Below are 15809 nucleotides of genomic sequence, written 5' to 3' on the forward strand. Positions count from 1 at the left end.
AAGCCGGTACAATCACTTTGTTTAATTTAATAGGTAGCTTGCTATCGCGGCTGTTTTATATGTTGCATCTGTGGCCTGGGTATTCCGACATGTTTAATCTCCTGTTCAACAAATGGAGCCAAGGATGGATTTTCATGTGTCTTTCCAGGTGTTACGGTCTCAGTCGAGCTGAATGAATAGGCAATGGGCATCTATCTAAGGAAAAATAAAGGTAAAATTGGAGCGGATGTGCGAGACTGCCGCCAAGGAGATACGCGTCTGCGTGAGACCCCACAGGCTAAAAGCCGAAGAAGCTCACGAACCGCCCTCTGGATAAGGGAGCGCCAGCATTGGCTTGGAACAGTCTAAGGATAAACTTCAAAACTGTAGCCAAACTCCATGCCTTATCTTCGAATTAGTCGTTCTCTATTTGCAAAGTCTGGATTTTTAAAACAATTCAATTATGATCATGCAAATAAGGCACATCCCATAAAGCGATATTGTCATGGTTTTATACTTTTCGGATTAGTCATTATTTCTAGTTTATGCTACAATTCAAAAGTGAAGATTTGATTAGTTTGGGGGAAAAAATGTGTTTTATTATTTAATTGCCCTTTTGGTCATTGCTCTCGATCAGCTGACAAAATGGATGATTGTGAAAAAAATGGAGTACGGAGAAAGCATTGAAATTATTGAAAACCTTCTATATATTACCTCGCATCGTAATCGTGGGGCAGCATGGGGAATTCTACAAGGACAAATGTGGTTTTTCTACATCATCACCATCGCTGTCATTATTGGACTTGTCTATTATATTCAGAAAATGGCAAAGCAAAGCCGTTTGCTTGGAGTGGCCCTTGGTCTCATGCTAGGCGGGGCAATCGGTAACTTCATCGATCGCATCGCTCGCCAGGAAGTAGTGGATTTCGTTCATACCTATATTTTTAGCTACAGTTTTCCGGTATTTAATGTTGCCGATGCTTCGCTTTCAATTGGAGTCGGACTGCTCGTGATTCATATGTTATTAGAAGAAAAAAACGCTAAGGAGAAAAATAATGGATAAAAGGTTATACAGCATCGATGAAACACTAAAAGGTGTCAGGATAGATAAGGCACTTTCGACTTTGAACGAGGAATGGTCGCGTACACAAGTTCAGCAATGGATTAAAGATGATCATGTATTAGTCAATGGATTGGCCATAAAAACGAATTATAAATCGATTCCCGGCGATACGATCGAAGTGACGATTCCCGAGCTTGAGGAATTGGATGCAGCGGCAGAAGAAATGGATTTGGATATCTATTATGAAGATGCAGATGTCCTCGTGGTCAACAAACCGAGCGGAATGGTCGTCCACCCAGCACCTGGACATGTATCAGGCACGCTGGTAAATGGGTTGATGGCCCATTGTAAAGACCTGTCGGGCATTAACGGCGTGATGCGTCCCGGCATCGTCCATCGAATCGACAAAGATACATCTGGTCTATTAATGGTTGCCAAAAACGACATGGCACACGAAAAACTTGTCCAGCAGCTTGTTGACAAGACGGTTACCCGTAAATATCAAGCAATAGTCCATGGTGTGATCCCGCATGATTTCGGAACGATCGATGCACCGATCGGCAGGGATAAAAAAGATCGTCAAAGCATGACCGTGACGGACTCGAATTCCAAAAATGCTGTAACACATTTCCGTGTCATCGAACGTTTCAATGCTTTCACTTTGGTGGAATGCCAACTTGAAACCGGAAGGACGCATCAAATCCGTGTCCACATGAAATACATTGGCTTCCCGCTTGCCGGCGATCCTAAATACGGACCGAAGAAGACCTTGAAGATAGATGGACAAGCGTTGCACGCTGGCCTTCTAGGATTCATCCATCCCCGTACCAATGAATATATGGAATTCGAAGCTCCGATACCTGAAGAGTTTGAACAGCTAATAAATCAATTGCGCAGAAGTAAGGATTGACAAATTCGTTTTTATGATATATCATGATAACAACTTAACAAGAACCTTTAACACAGTTCAGAGAGACTGAGAAGGAAACGGATACGCGAAGTCGGGATACCCATACCCACGTCGTCAAAAATCCTCATGCCTTCTTGGCATGAGGATTTTTTGTTGAAGGAAAAAGGAACCGAGGTGGCCGAGATGTTGAATGAGAAAGCGATAGTACTTGATGAGCAGGCCATTGGCAGGGCCTTGACCAGGATTGCACATGAGATTATCGAGAAAAATAAGGGAATTGAAGATTGTGTATTGATCGGGATCCGTACACGCGGGATTTTCCTCGCTGATCGACTGGCCAGACGCATCAATCAAATAGAGGGTAAGGCAATCGAGCTAGGAGAACTGGACATTACCCTATATCGCGATGACCTTTCGAAAAAAACCAACGATGGAGATCCCATTGTAAAAGGCTCAGATATTCCGGTCAATATAAGCGACAAGAAAGTGATTTTGGTTGATGATGTTCTTTTCACAGGCAGGACCGTCAGAGCGGCAATGGATGCCTTGGTGGATTTGGGAAGGCCTTCGCAAATCCAGCTCGCAGTTTTAGTGGACCGAGGGCATAGGGAACTTCCGATACGGGCAGATTTCGTCGGGAAAAACGTTCCGACATCACAATCCGAGAAGATTACCGTTACGTTGACAGAAGTGGATGAAGCAGATCAAGTCACTATATTAGAAAAATAAACAAGCTGAAAATTAGATAGAACCCTTTTAAAGACAGTCCAGAGAGGCTGGCAAAGGGGAGTCAATCGGGAGATGTGTGCCTATCCATGGGCATGCACCTTCCGTGAAACCCTCTTTGTTTAGACAAAGAGGGTTTTTGCCGCTTTAACGCATCAAGAGGAGGATACAGAAATGGAAGAAGTAAAAAGGGACATCGTACTTGATGTTGAGGACGTGCCAAAGGTTGGTCAATGGATTACACTAAGCATCCAGCATTTGTTCGCCATGTTCGGCGCGACGGTGCTCGTGCCATTCTTGGTGGGGTTAAGCCCAGCGGTTGCCCTGGTTTCAAGCGGGTTGGGAACACTATCTTACCTATTGATTACCAAGGGGCAGATACCCGCTTACCTTGGCTCATCCTTCGCCTTCATCACGCCCATCATCGCGGCAAAGGCGTTAGGGGGGCCTGAGGCGGCCATGATTGGCTGTTTTGCAGCCGGATTGATATATGGGATAGTAGCCCTGGTCATCCAAAAAGTCGGCTTGCGCTGGTTAATGAATTTACTTCCTCCGGTCGTGGTAGGTCCGGTCATTATCGTAATCGGGCTAAGCCTTGCCGGAACGGCCGTGGATATGGCCATGTATGATCCGAAGCATGAATATAGTGTGACATATATAGTAATAGCGCTGATTACATTAGCGGTAACCATCATCTGTAACGTATTCTTTAAAGGCTTCCTTAACTTGATCCCGATATTAATGGGGATTATAGTGGGCTATGGCTGTTCGGCTGCAGCAGGAATAATAGATTACTCACCAATCAAGAAAGCAGACTGGTTTGAAATGCCGGATTTCATGTTTCCATATGTCACCTATACCCCGACCTTCTCATGGGAAGTCATTGCCATCATGGTACCCGTGGCCATCGTCACATTATCCGAGCACATCGGACACCAGATGGTTTTGAGTAAGGTAGTCGGCAGAAATTTTTTGGAAAAACCCGGCTTGCACCGCTCGATCCTTGGGGATGGAGCTGGTATCATGATAGGCTCCTTCATTGGGGGTCCGCCGCTGACATCTTATGGTGAAAATATCGGGGTCCTGACGATGACAAAGGCATACAGTGTATACATCATCGGCGGCGCAGCATTGGCTGCAATCATCTTTGGCTTCAACGGTAAGATTTCAGCGGTCATCAGCTCGATACCAACAGCGGTAATGGGCGGGATTTCAATCCTGCTCTTCGGAATCATCGCTTCAAGCGGGCTGAGGATGCTGGTTGATAATAAGGTTGATTTCGACAAAAAAAGAAACCTGATGATCGCTTCAGTCATACTAGTGTTGGGGATCGGGGGAGCATTCGTGCAACTATCGGAAACGGTTTCGCTTTCCGGAATGGCACTTTCGGCAATCGTCGGCATCCTGCTTAACCTGATCTTACCTGACCGTGAAAAAATATCAGCGGATATCTTTGGAAAATAAGAAAAACTGAATCATGAAAGATCACCTTTTAAAAGAAGTCCAGAGAGGCTTAAAAGGGTGTTGCTGTAAAGAAGAATGAGAACGGGACAAGGCTCTTATAACCAGTCTCTATGCTCACGCCTCTTTATGACCTACACCCTGTCCTTAAAAGGCGGGGTGTTTTTTATGCCCCGCATCACGATTGTGAAAGGAGCAGGATCCATGAAAAAATTATTCACGATGAATGAATTGAACGTTACTGAAATTGAAGGAATCCTTCATGAAGCGGAGGGATTTGCCAATGGATCGAGCTGGCAACCTAAACTGCAGACCATGGTTGCCAACCTTTTCTTTGAACCTAGCACACGTACCAAATCAAGTTTTGAAATGGCGGAAAGGAAACTTGGCTTGGAGGTCATTCCTTTTGATGCCGGCACTTCATCCATATTAAAAGGAGAAACCTTGTATGACACGGTTAAAACGCTTGAGGCAATAGGCGTCAACGCTTTGATCATCCGGCATGAGCAAGATCATTATTTTGACGAATTGAAAGAGAAAATCAGGATTCCGATAATCAATGCCGGGGATGGATGCGGAAATCACCCGACCCAGTCATTGCTCGACTTATTAACGATAAAACAAGAGTTTGATAGTTTCAAAGGTCTGAAGATTGCGATAATCGGCGATGTGAGACATAGTCGGGTCGCCAAATCGAATGCTGAGGCATTAACGCGCTTAGGAGCGGAGGTCGTATTCTCAGGTCCGCCTGAGTGGTTTGACGGAGAAAAAGGTTTGGGAAGGTATCAGGACATCGATGAAGCGATAGCGACATCTGATGTGGTCATGCTGCTTAGAATCCAGCATGAAAGGCATAGTGAAAAATACAATCATGCGAATGGGGACTATCTGGAACGTTTTGGCCTGACGAAGAAACGTGAAAAAAATATGAAGCAGGACGCGATCATCATGCATCCTGCACCAATAAACCGCGGTGTTGAAATTGACAGTGATTTAGTCGAATGCAGCCGCTCTAGAATTTTTAAACAGATGGAAAATGGCGTGTTCATTAGAATGGCCGTGTTGAAAAATGTGCTCGAACAAACCGAAGGGGGAATGAACCATGAAAACTGTGATCAAAAATGGAGTATTGCTAGATAATCAAAACTCATTCAAAAAAGCGGACATTGAAATGGAAGGAAAGGTCATCACGAAAATCGGCGAGGACTTGGCTACGGAAAATTGCAAGGTAGTTGATGCAAAAGGGTTGCTTATAACGGCAGGCTTCATTGATTTGCACGTCCATTTACGCGAGCCGGGCGGTGAACATAAGGAAACGATCGAAAGCGGAACGCTTGCAGCAGCAAGGGGCGGTTTCACTACGGTTGCTGCGATGCCCAATACAAGGCCCGTTCCTGATACAGTGGACCACCTAGATGCTCTCAATCGGAAAATCGAAGAAACGGCACATGTACGGGTCCTTCCTTATGCATCCATCACGATAAGGGAAGCGGGCAAAGAACTAACAGACTTTTCTTCATTGAAACAAGCTGGCGCTTTCGCTTTTACGGACGACGGAGTAGGGATTCAAGAAGCGGGGATGATGCTTGAAGCGATGAAGCGGGCTGCCGCCCAAGATATGGCGATTGTCGCTCATTGTGAAGATAATAGCTTGATCAATAAAGGCTCCGTCCATGAAGGGAGATTCTCTAAAGAGCAGGGAATCAATGGAATTCCGTCTGTATGCGAAGCTGTACATATCGCCAGGGATATCCTCCTTGCGGAAGCGGCGGACTGCCACTATCACGTTTGCCACATATCGACGAAGGAATCGGTCAGAACAGTACGCGATGCCAAACGTGCAGGCATTCGGGTGACAGCCGAGGTTACTCCGCATCACTTATTATTGTGTGAAGATGATATACCGGGGCTTGATGCCAATTATAAAATGAATCCGCCTTTAAGAGGTCGTGAAGATCGGGACGCATTGATTGAAGGGCTGCTGGATGGGACCATCGATTTCATTGCAACGGACCATGCTCCACATGGAGCAGAGGAAAAAGCAGAAGGAATGCAGCTGGCTCCATTTGGAATAGTAGGATTGGAAACGGCCTTTCCGCTGCTATATACCGAATTGGTCAAAAAGGAAGTTTTGACCTTGAAGCAATTGGTCGACTTCTTGACAATCAAGCCATCTGAAAGCTTTTCCCTTCCATATGGGGAACTGAAGGAAGGCGCCATTGCCGATATCGTGCTCATTGACTTGGAAGCGGAAAAAGAAATTAATGTAGAAGAGTTTGCATCAAAAGGGAAAAATACACCTTTCAATGAAAAGAAATGCTATGGCTGGCCGGTCATGACGATTTCAGAAGGTAAAATAGCTTGGGAAAAAGGACGTGTTCAACAATGAAAAGACAGTTAATCTTAGAAGACGGAACGATTTTCCTTGGGGAAGCATTCGGCGGGGACGTAGAAAAAATCGGTGAGGTCGTTTTTAATACAGGGATGACAGGATATCAAGAAATCCTTTCCGATCCATCATATTGTGGCCAAATTGTCACACTGACGTATCCATTGATTGGAAACTATGGAATTAATAGGGGTGATTTTGAATCAATCAACCCTGCTATCGCTGGGTTTGTCGTTAAAGAAACGGCAGATCATCCGTCCAACTGGCGCAGCCAATCATCTCTTGATGAATATTTGAAAATGAAGAACATACCCGGAATAAGCGGTATCGATACAAGGAAGCTGACAAGGATCATCAGGAAATCTGGTGCCCTGAAAGGTGCGATCTGCAACATCGGCAAAGATGCTGAAGAAGTTATCTCACAACTGAAGGCAACGGTGATTCCAACCAATCAGGTGAAACAGGTTTCTACGAAAGCACCGTATTCAAGTCCAGGCAGGGGTCCCCGGGTCGTCCTTGTGGACTATGGAATGAAGCATGGAATTTTGCGTGAGCTGACCAAGCGCGGCTGTGATGTAGTGGTCGTACCATACAACGTCACGGCTGAGCAAGTGTTGCAATATCATCCGGACGGCGTGATGCTTTCTAACGGACCTGGAGATCCGAAAAGCGTTCATGAGGCGCTTGAAATGATACGCACCATCCAAACAAAAGTGCCATTATTCGGAATCTGTTTGGGACATCAACTTTTCGCCCTTGCAAATGGAGCAGATACGGAAAAGTTAAAATTCGGCCATCGAGGATCAAACCATCCTGTAAAGGAACTTCGCACCGGGAAGGTATCCATCACTTCTCAAAATCATGGTTATACGGTCGAACCGCTTTCCATCGAACAGACGGAGCTTATTGTGACCCATACGGCGTTGAATGACGATACGATTGAAGGACTGCGCCATAAAAAATATCCAGCCTTCACGGTACAATACCATCCTGAAGCTTCACCTGGACCGGAAGACGCCAACTACTTATTCAATGAATTCTTACAAATGATCGAGACTGCAACCACCAAGGGGGAAGAAACATGCCAAAACGCAATGATATAAAAAGCATCCTAGTGATCGGGTCAGGTCCGATCGTCATCGGCCAGGCAGCCGAATTCGATTATGCCGGAACCCAAGCATGCATGGCCTTGAAAGAGGAAGGCTACCGAGTAATCCTGATTAACTCTAACCCTGCTACCATCATGACAGACAGTGAAATGGCCGATGCGGTTTATATCGAACCGATCACATTGGAATTTGTCAGCAAAATCATTCGTAAAGAGCGTCCTGATGCACTGTTGCCTACACTTGGCGGTCAGACTGGGCTGAATATGGCCGTTGAATTGTCCGAAGCGGGAATTCTGGAAGAATGTAATGTGCAGATCCTTGGGACGAAACTTTCCGCGATTCAGCAAGCGGAAGATAGAGATCTTTTCCGTACCCTCATGAACGATCTTGGGGAGCCCGTTCCTGACAGTGATATCATTCATAACCTGGAAGAGGCTTACACATTCGTGGAGCGGGTCGGATATCCGGTCATCGTCCGCCCGGCCTTCACGCTTGGCGGAACGGGCGGCGGAATTTGCGATGACGAGGAGCAACTGATCGAGATCGTGGAGGGCGGCCTGAAAAGCAGTCCCGTCCACCAATGTCTGCTCGAAAAAAGCATTGCCGGTTTCAAAGAGGTGGAATATGAAGTGATGCGTGATTCGAACGATAATGCCATTGTCGTTTGTAATATGGAAAACTTCGACCCTGTCGGCGTCCATACAGGAGATTCTATCGTTGCGGCACCAAGCCAAACGTTAAGTGACAGAGAGTATCAAATGCTCAGAAATACATCCTTGAAAATTATCCGTGCCCTGAAAATTGAAGGAGGATGCAATGTTCAACTAGCCTTGGATCCGGATAGCTACCAATATTACGTCATTGAAGTGAACCCGAGGGTGAGCCGTTCGTCAGCACTTGCTTCAAAGGCAACTGGATATCCGATTGCCAAGCTTGCAGCAAAAATCGCGGTTGGCTTGACGCTTGATGAAATGATGAACCCGGTCACAGGCAAAACCTATGCGAGCTTTGAACCGGCCCTGGACTATGTTGTAACGAAAATCCCGCGCTGGCCATTCGATAAGTTCGAAAGTGCCAACCGGAGGCTCGGTACGCAAATGAAGGCGACGGGGGAAGTCATGGCAATCGGCCGTACCTTCGAAGAATCGATCCTGAAAGCTGTTCGTTCCCTTGAAGCCGGCATATACCATCTTGAATTGAATGACGAGTTTGGGGATGAAAAAATAGAGAAACGGATCCGTAAAGCGGGAGATGAGCGGTTATTCTATATCGGCGAAGCTTTAAGAAGGGGAAAAACGATCGAAACCATTCATGAATGGAGCCAAATCGATTTATTCTTCCTCCATAAGCTGAAAAAGATCATTGACTTTGAAAAGGAACTGCTGGAACATTCCTTTGAATGTGAAGTTCTGCAAAAAGCTAAAGAACTTGGTTTTTCTGACAAAACGATTGCAGAAATATGGAAAGTTCCCGAAATCGAAGTCTATGAATTTCGGAAACAACAAGGAATCATCCCTGTTTACAAAATGGTCGATACTTGTGCGGCGGAATTCGAATCGGAAACACCTTATTTCTATGGAACATATGAAGATGAAAATGAATCCATCGTGACCGATAAGAAAAGCGTCATTGTCCTGGGGTCAGGTCCCATCCGGATCGGCCAAGGCGTGGAATTTGATTATGCGACTGTACATTCGGTCTGGGCCATCAAAGAAGCGGGCTATGAAGCGATCATCATCAACAATAATCCGGAAACAGTTTCAACGGATTTCAGCATCTCCGATAAACTTTATTTCGAACCTTTGACACTGGAAGATGTCATGCATGTCATCGATTTGGAAAAACCGGAAGGGGTCATCGTCCAGTTCGGAGGACAAACGGCAATCAACCTCGCGGAGGGCTTGGTTGAAAGAGGCGTGAAAATCCTTGGCACTTCATTGGAAGACCTCGACAGGGCGGAAAACCGCAATAAATTCGAGAGGGCCCTGCAGGATTTAGGCATCCCGCAGCCAAAGGGAAAAACGGCTACATCTGTTGACGAAGCGATCGTCATTGCGGAAGATATCGGTTATCCGGTTTTGGTCAGACCTTCATATGTACTGGGCGGAAGAGCGATGGAAATCGTCTATAAACAAGAAGAATTGCTGCATTATATGAAAAATGCCGTGAAGATCAACCCGGATCATCCGGTGCTTATAGACCGATACTTGACGGGTAAAGAAGTTGAAGTCGACGGAATATCCGATGGCAAAACGGTCGTCATCCCAGGAATCATGGAGCATATCGAGCGTGCGGGCGTCCACTCAGGTGATTCGATTGCCGTCTATCCGCCCCAGAATTTAACGGAGAAACAGAAACAAGTGATCATCGACTACACGACAAGACTGGCAAAAGGCTTGAATATAATTGGTCTCTTGAACATTCAATATGTCATCAGCAACGAGGAAGTATATGTCATTGAAGTGAATCCGCGCTCAAGCAGGACCGTTCCATTCTTGAGTAAAATTACGAATGTGCCGATGGCTAACTTAGCCACGAAGGTGATTCTAGGACACTCGCTTGAAAGCCAAGGTTACCAGTCCGGTTTAGTCGCCGAACAATCCGGGGTTTATGTGAAAGTGCCGGTCTTCTCCTTTGCTAAATTAAGAGGTGTGGATATTTCCCTCGGACCTGAAATGAAATCGACCGGTGAAGTAATGGGGAAAGATAGCACCCTTGAAAAGGCTTTATATAAAGGGCTTGTCGCTTCCGGATTCAAAATTCAAGGTCATGGTTCTGTTTTATTGACGATATCGGATAAAGATAAGCAAGAAGCACTGCTGTTGGCAAGACGGTTCCATAATATCGGGTTCAAGCTAATCGCCACAAGCGGAACTGCGGCCCTATTGAAGCAATCAGGCATCCCGACTGCAATTGTCGGTAAAATCGGTGAAGAAGGTAGGAACCTGCTCGATGTCATCAGAAATGGGGAAGCGCAATTCGTCATTAATACACTGACAAAAGGAAAGCAGCCTGCACGTGATGGATTCAGGATTCGCCGTGAATCGGTTGAAAATGGAGTGACATGCCTAACATCTCTCGACACGGCAGAAGCGATTTTAAGAGTGATAGAGTCGATGACCTTCTCGGCTGAAGCTATGGGGAAAATGGAAAAAAGTCGTGAGGTGAGCTATATATGATCAAGAAGGAAAGAATGAAGGTGTTAGCTCATAAAGAACTGGCCCCATCCATCTTTGAACTTACCCTGCAAGGGGAACTGGTTTCAGAAATGAACCAGCCAGGCCAGTTTGTTCAAGTCAAGACAACAGAAGGTGCTGAGCCATTGTTACGACGCCCGATTTCCATTTCTTCTTATGACAGCAATGAAAAACGGTTCACGATGATATACCGGGCTGAAGGAAAAGGAACGACGCTGCTATCACAGCGTAGAGAGGCTGAAGCGGTCGATATCCTAGGACCTCTAGGGAATGGGTTTCCCGTACATGAAGCAAAAGAGGGAGAAACGGCGTTATTGGTTGGCGGCGGTATTGGGGTTCCCCCCCTCTATCAACTATCACAGATGTTGGTCGCCAACGGGGTAAAAGTCATCCATGTATTGGGCTTCCAAACGAAGTCGGCGATTTTTTACGAAAAAGAGTTTAGTGAATTAGGTGATACGTATATTGCCACAGTGGACGGGTCATATGGAACAGCAGGATTTGTAACGACTGTGATCGACAAGCTGGAGCAGGAATTTACTACGATCTTTTCATGCGGACCGACGCCAATGCTGAAAGCGTTGGAAGCGGGCTATCGTCAGAAAAAGCTTTACCTGTCCCTTGAGGAAAGGATGGGCTGCGGCATCGGCGCCTGCTTTGCCTGTGTGTGTCATACAGGAGATGATCCAACTGGATTTAGTTATAAAAAGGTATGCAGTGATGGACCGGTATTCCGGGCAGGAGAGGTGGTACTATGAGCAGACTTTCAGTTGAGTTACCAGGCTTGCATTTGAAAAATCCGATCATGCCAGCCTCCGGCTGCTTTGGTTTTGGCCGCGAATACAGCCAGTTTTTCGACTTGGATGTTCTAGGGGCAATCATGATAAAAGCGACAACACCGGAACCTAGGTTCGGCAATCCGACCCCGCGTGTAGCGGAAACCTCGTCGGGAATGCTGAATGCTATCGGTTTGCAGAATCCGGGTTTAGAAAAGGTCATCAGTGAAGAACTGGATTGGTTAGGCACATATGATGTCCCGATCATCGCTAACGTTGCCGGTTCACAAATAACGGACTATGTAAAGGTCGCCCGTGAAATAAGCAAGATTGGAAATGTCAAAGCACTCGAATTGAACATTTCCTGTCCGAATGTAAAAGAAGGAGGCATCGCTTTCGGGACGGTGCCGGAAGTTGCCAAAGAGGTTACAAAGGCAGTCAAGGAAGTATCTTCGGTGCCTGTATATGTGAAGCTCTCACCGAATGTCAGTGACATCGTGGAAATGGCCAAAGCGGTTGAACAAGGCGGTGCCGATGGGCTGACAATGATCAATACATTAATCGGCATGCGATTGGATTTAAAAACGGGCAAGCCGATCCTTTCGAACCGGACGGGGGGACTATCAGGTCCTGCAATCAAACCGGTTGCCCTCCGGATGATCTATGAGGTGAGCCAGCAAGTGTCGATTCCGATAATCGGAATGGGCGGAATCGCTACTGCAGAAGATGTCATCGAGTTTTTCTATGCTGGTGCCAGTGCGGTTGCCGTCGGAACGGCCAACTTCGTCGATCCCTTTGTATGCCCGACCATCATTGAGGAATTACCGAAATTGTTGGATGAGCTTGGTTTTGACCACATTTCAGAATGTACCGGAAGGAGCTGGAAGCAGAATGAAGCAGTCGCTAATTATCGCCCTTGATTTTCCCGATGTCATTCAGACGGAACGATTCCTGAGTCAGTTCCCGTCGGAAAAATTGGCATTGAAAGTAGGGATGGAACTATTTTACCAAAATGGACCGTCCATCATTTCCTCCATAAAGGAACAGGGCCACGATGTGTTTCTGGATTTGAAGCTGCATGACATTCCAAATACGGTCAAAATGGCCATGACAGGTTTGGCAACATTAGGTGCTGATATGGTCAATGTACATGCAGCTGGCGGTCAAAGGATGATGGAGGCGGCAATAGAGGGCTTGGATAGGGGAACGCGTGCAGGGAAAAAACGTCCGTTATGCATCGGAGTTACCCAACTGACAAGCACGTCACAGGAACAAATGAACAGTGAACAAAACATTGCAGGATCTCTGGAGGATTCGGTTCTCCATTATGCAAGTCTTACTCAACAGGCAGGATTGGATGGCGTTGTTTGTTCCACTCATGAGGTAAAGAACATACATGAACGCATCGGCCAAGAATTCTTAACGGTCACACCTGGAATCAGAAGTGCAGGCGGACAGACGCATGATCAAAAGAGAATTGCTACGCCTGAACAGGCAAGGGGCTTTGGAGCGGATGCCATCGTTGTAGGGAGAGCGATAACGGGGGCGAAGGATCCATTGAAGGCGTATTTGGATATGAAAGCAGCTTGGGAGGGAATATCATGTTAAACGAAACGATAGCCGAACATCTATTGGAAATAAAAGCAGTGTACCTGCAGCCAAATGATCCATTCACTTGGGCATCAGGTATTCAATCACCGATTTATTGCGACAACCGCTTAACCCTTTCTTACCCGAAGGTACGCACGGTAATTGCGGAAGGCTTGAAGGAATTGATTGAGCAGCATTTCCCTGAAGCCGAGCTGATTGCAGGCACCGCTACTGCCGGCATCCCGCATGCAGCCTGGGTGAGCGACAAATTAAACGCTCCGATGTGCTATGTTCGCTCTAAAGCGAAAGAGCATGGAAAGGGCAATCAAATTGAAGGCAGAGCCGTTCCGGGACAAAAAGTGGTGGTTGTGGAAGATTTAATTTCAACCGGCGGCAGTGTAATTACGGCTGTTAACGCGCTTAAAGAAGCTGGATGTGATGTTCTTGGAGTCGTTTCGATCTTTACGTACGAATTGGAAAAGGGAAAAGAAAAGTTCAGTGCTGAAGGCATCACAAATCATTCCTTGAGCGACTATTCAACCTTGATCAAGGTCGCTAATGAAAAAGGATACATCACTGCGGAAGAATTGGAAAAGCTTAAAAAGTGGCGCGAGAATCCGGCAGATACAGCTTGGATTTCAGCATGAAAATAGAGATGGCCCAAACATATCAATTGGGCCACCTCTATTTTTTTTAGGCTTTTACCGCTTCCTTTAAGCGAATGACGGTATCGGCATCCGGTGTAATATATACGGTCTGCTGCTGGTCATAGATAACGAAGCCTGGCTTGGACCCGTTCGGTTTCTTTACATGGCGGACTTGTGTAAAGTCAACGGGAACGGAGCTCGATTGCTTGGCTTTACTGAAAAATGCTGCCAACACGGCTGCCTCTTTTATCGTTTCTTCGCTCGGTGATTCATTTCGGATCACGACATGTGATCCAGGGATGTCTTTCGTATGAAGCCAGATTTCGTCCCGGCGTGCAAATTTATTCGTTAAATAGTCATTTTGTTTATTATTCTTTCCGACAAAAATGAGATCCCCATCGGTAGCATAATAGGTTTCAAGCTGCGGTTTGGCATTGGCGGGTTTTTTCATGCCTTTTTTCTTTTTTTGGCGGATGTAGCCTTCTTCCTGAAGCTCTTCGCGTATTTCCTCTATATCCCGGGGCGAAGCTGATTGAAGCTGCTGGTGCAAGGCCTCGAAGTAGGATAATTCCAATTTTGTCTTTTCGATTTGTTCTTGGACCACTCCGACCGCATTTTTGGACTTTAGGTATTTGGAGAAGTACTTTTGCGCATTATCGGATGGATTTTTTAACGGGTCAAGCGGAATCGTTATCGTACCTTGCCCCTCATCATAATAATTGACGACTTCAATCTCCTTCATGCCTTTTTTCATTTGATAAAGATTAGCTGTAAGCAGCTCACCGAATAATTGATACTGTTCCCCGCGTTCCGTATCTTTCAACGTACGCTCGAGCTTCCCGATTTTTTTTGAATTCTTTTCTATTTCGTTGGAAATGAAACGTTCCACATCCTGGCTCTTCTGCTTAACCCGATCTCGTTCGGCCTTGCCGAAGTAATATCTGTCTAGCATTTCGCTTAATGAAGGGAACGACCGTTGTGTTTCACCCAGGTGTTCAAGTGGAAGCATATAAAAAACTTCTTTATTTCCGTCTTGTTTAATCGTCGGAGTATATTTTTGTACCGATATCTCTTTGATCAGGCTTGAAAAAGCGACAGGAAGGGTGGTGCTGTTTGCCAATCCAGCCCGGTAGACGGCTTCCTTGGCTACTAAAGGTGATATTCCTGAAAAGCTGGCGACAAGCTGTCGGTCAAGTCTTCCTGCATTGAAATCCAGGTTTTTCCTGATATCTTCCTCGGTGGCCTCGAAGGGATTAACCTTCTCCTGGGCAGGAGGGACCTTATATTCCTGGCCTGGCAATATGGCTCTGTAACTGTTCACGGCGTATGAGACATGCTTAATGCTGTCCAATATCATGTTCCGTTCTTTATCGACTAGCACAATGTTGCTGTGCCGGCCCATGATTTCAATGATTAATTGCTTTTGGGAGACATCCCCCAGTTCATTGCGGCCCTTCACCTCCAATATAATCATCCGATCGAGTTCATATTGATAAATATCTTCTATTGTATAACCTTCGAGATGTTTTCGAAGAAGCATGCAGAACATGGGTGCCTCTTTTGGATTTTCATAACTTTCTTCCGTCAATTGCACTCTTGAATAGCTTGGATGTGCTGATAAGAGGAGCTTATGGTTCTTCCCTCCTGCACGAACCACCAATATCACTTCATTTTTGTATGGTTGATGTACCTTGTTGATCCGACCGCCTTTTAATATAGAAGCGATTTCTTCGGTCATCGCTTTTGTAAATAATCCATCGAATGACATTCTATTTTTACTTCCTTTACATAAGATTTTCTATGATACTCCATTCTTCGAAGACACGTTAGTCATGATTCGAGAATGTTCTCATTCATGATGATTGATTGACGCATAAACTGGAGCTGGCCGATTTACTATCACCTGTTAACCGGCAAGGTCCTATAAGCAATGTTCAATTTGGGAGCGTTCTTCTTTCCGCA

At 45.9% G+C, this 15809-nt stretch carries 13 protein-coding genes; 12 read left to right on the forward strand and 1 reads right to left on the reverse strand.

All coding sequences use genetic code 11. The features are described 5' to 3' along the window. The first annotated feature begins 571 nt into the window (after nt 1-571). From lspA to pyrE, 12 genes are all read left to right on the forward strand, one after another. Nucleotides 572-1042, forward strand: coding sequence for a signal peptidase II (gene lspA / locus MHI53_RS07905; RefSeq protein WP_061144558.1), 471 nt, complete (start codon nt 572-574; stop codon nt 1040-1042). Beyond that, nucleotides 1035-1952 carry an RluA family pseudouridine synthase gene (locus tag MHI53_RS07910; RefSeq protein ID WP_061144559.1) on the forward strand — a complete coding sequence of 306 codons (918 nt, stop codon included), beginning with the start codon at nt 1035-1037 and terminating at the stop codon, nt 1950-1952. The genes lspA and MHI53_RS07910 overlap by 8 nt, the downstream gene beginning before the upstream one ends. A 183-nt stretch (nt 1953-2135) precedes the next feature. Next, on the forward strand, nt 2136-2681 hold the full coding sequence (gene pyrR / locus MHI53_RS07915) for a bifunctional pyr operon transcriptional regulator/uracil phosphoribosyltransferase PyrR (protein ID WP_061144560.1): 546 nt from the start codon (nt 2136-2138) through the stop codon (nt 2679-2681). Nucleotides 2682-2852: 171 nt separating this feature from the next. Further along, nucleotides 2853-4142: a solute carrier family 23 protein gene (locus MHI53_RS07920; protein ID WP_061144561.1), complete on the forward strand. Its 1290-nt coding sequence runs from the start codon at nt 2853-2855 to the stop codon at nt 4140-4142. Between the two features lie 201 nt (nt 4143-4343). Beyond that, nucleotides 4344-5279: an aspartate carbamoyltransferase catalytic subunit gene (locus MHI53_RS07925; RefSeq protein WP_340373172.1), complete on the forward strand. Its 936-nt coding sequence runs from the start codon at nt 4344-4346 to the stop codon at nt 5277-5279. Further along, nucleotides 5242-6528 carry a dihydroorotase gene (locus MHI53_RS07930; RefSeq protein WP_340373173.1) on the forward strand — a complete coding sequence of 429 codons (1287 nt, stop codon included), beginning with the start codon at nt 5242-5244 and terminating at the stop codon, nt 6526-6528. Before MHI53_RS07925 ends, MHI53_RS07930 begins: the two co-directional genes overlap by 38 nt. After that, nucleotides 6525-7631, forward strand: coding sequence for a carbamoyl phosphate synthase small subunit (locus MHI53_RS07935; RefSeq protein WP_340373174.1), 1107 nt, complete (start codon nt 6525-6527; stop codon nt 7629-7631). Before MHI53_RS07930 ends, MHI53_RS07935 begins: the two co-directional genes overlap by 4 nt. Next, a complete protein-coding gene (gene carB, locus MHI53_RS07940; RefSeq protein ID WP_340373175.1) occupies nt 7610-10816 on the forward strand; it encodes a carbamoyl-phosphate synthase large subunit in 3207 nt (1068 codons plus the stop codon). Before MHI53_RS07935 ends, carB begins: the two co-directional genes overlap by 22 nt. Beyond that, the gene (locus MHI53_RS07945; RefSeq protein WP_340373176.1) at nt 10813-11592 is read left to right on the forward strand and encodes a dihydroorotate dehydrogenase electron transfer subunit; all 780 of its coding nucleotides are present in this window, start codon (nt 10813-10815) and stop codon (nt 11590-11592) included. The genes carB and MHI53_RS07945 overlap by 4 nt, the downstream gene beginning before the upstream one ends. Beyond that, nucleotides 11589-12530 carry a dihydroorotate dehydrogenase gene (locus tag MHI53_RS07950; protein WP_340373177.1) on the forward strand — a complete coding sequence of 314 codons (942 nt, stop codon included), beginning with the start codon at nt 11589-11591 and terminating at the stop codon, nt 12528-12530. The genes MHI53_RS07945 and MHI53_RS07950 overlap by 4 nt, the downstream gene beginning before the upstream one ends. Next, complete coding sequence (gene pyrF / locus MHI53_RS07955; RefSeq protein WP_340373178.1) at nt 12502-13218, forward strand: orotidine-5'-phosphate decarboxylase; 717 nt, start codon at nt 12502-12504, stop codon at nt 13216-13218. Before MHI53_RS07950 ends, pyrF begins: the two co-directional genes overlap by 29 nt. Further along, nucleotides 13212-13847 (forward strand): orotate phosphoribosyltransferase, encoded by a 636-nt coding sequence (pyrE, locus tag MHI53_RS07960; RefSeq protein WP_061144568.1) that lies wholly within the window; start codon nt 13212-13214, stop codon nt 13845-13847. Before pyrF ends, pyrE begins: the two co-directional genes overlap by 7 nt. Nucleotides 13848-13893: 46 nt before the next feature. Here pyrE and MHI53_RS07965 read toward each other — a convergent pair whose 3' ends face one another. Further along, nucleotides 13894-15615: an NFACT RNA binding domain-containing protein gene (locus MHI53_RS07965; RefSeq protein WP_340373179.1), complete on the reverse strand. Its 1722-nt coding sequence runs from the start codon at nt 15613-15615 to the stop codon at nt 13894-13896. Nucleotides 15616-15809 lie beyond the last annotated feature (194 nt).

The organism is Peribacillus sp. FSL E2-0218 (assembly GCF_037992945.1).
In the GTDB taxonomy this organism is placed as follows: Bacteria; Bacillota; Bacilli; order Bacillales; family DSM-1321; genus Peribacillus; species Peribacillus simplex_B.

What these genes read in the sequence shown, in the direction of transcription:
- MHI53_RS07910 (WP_061144559.1), top strand. Translation starts at nt 1,035, where the DNA reads ATGGATAAAAGGTTATACAGCATCGATGAAACACTAAAAGGTGTCAGG.
- pyrE (WP_061144568.1), top strand. Translation starts at nt 13,212, where the DNA reads ATGTTAAACGAAACGATAGCCGAACATCTATTGGAAATAAAAGCAGTG.
- MHI53_RS07925 (WP_340373172.1), top strand. Translation starts at nt 4,344, where the DNA reads ATGAAAAAATTATTCACGATGAATGAATTGAACGTTACTGAAATTGAA.
- MHI53_RS07950 (WP_340373177.1), top strand. Translation starts at nt 11,589, where the DNA reads ATGAGCAGACTTTCAGTTGAGTTACCAGGCTTGCATTTGAAAAATCCG.
- MHI53_RS07930 (WP_340373173.1), top strand. Translation starts at nt 5,242, where the DNA reads ATGAAAACTGTGATCAAAAATGGAGTATTGCTAGATAATCAAAACTCA.
- carB (WP_340373175.1), top strand. Translation starts at nt 7,610, where the DNA reads ATGCCAAAACGCAATGATATAAAAAGCATCCTAGTGATCGGGTCAGGT.
- pyrF (WP_340373178.1), top strand. Translation starts at nt 12,502, where the DNA reads ATGAAGCAGTCGCTAATTATCGCCCTTGATTTTCCCGATGTCATTCAG.
- MHI53_RS07965 (WP_340373179.1), bottom strand. Translation starts at nt 15,615, where the DNA reads ATGTCATTCGATGGATTATTTACAAAAGCGATGACCGAAGAAATCGCT.
- MHI53_RS07945 (WP_340373176.1), top strand. Translation starts at nt 10,813, where the DNA reads ATGATCAAGAAGGAAAGAATGAAGGTGTTAGCTCATAAAGAACTGGCC.
- MHI53_RS07920 (WP_061144561.1), top strand. Translation starts at nt 2,853, where the DNA reads ATGGAAGAAGTAAAAAGGGACATCGTACTTGATGTTGAGGACGTGCCA.
- MHI53_RS07935 (WP_340373174.1), top strand. Translation starts at nt 6,525, where the DNA reads ATGAAAAGACAGTTAATCTTAGAAGACGGAACGATTTTCCTTGGGGAA.
- pyrR (WP_061144560.1), top strand. Translation starts at nt 2,136, where the DNA reads ATGTTGAATGAGAAAGCGATAGTACTTGATGAGCAGGCCATTGGCAGG.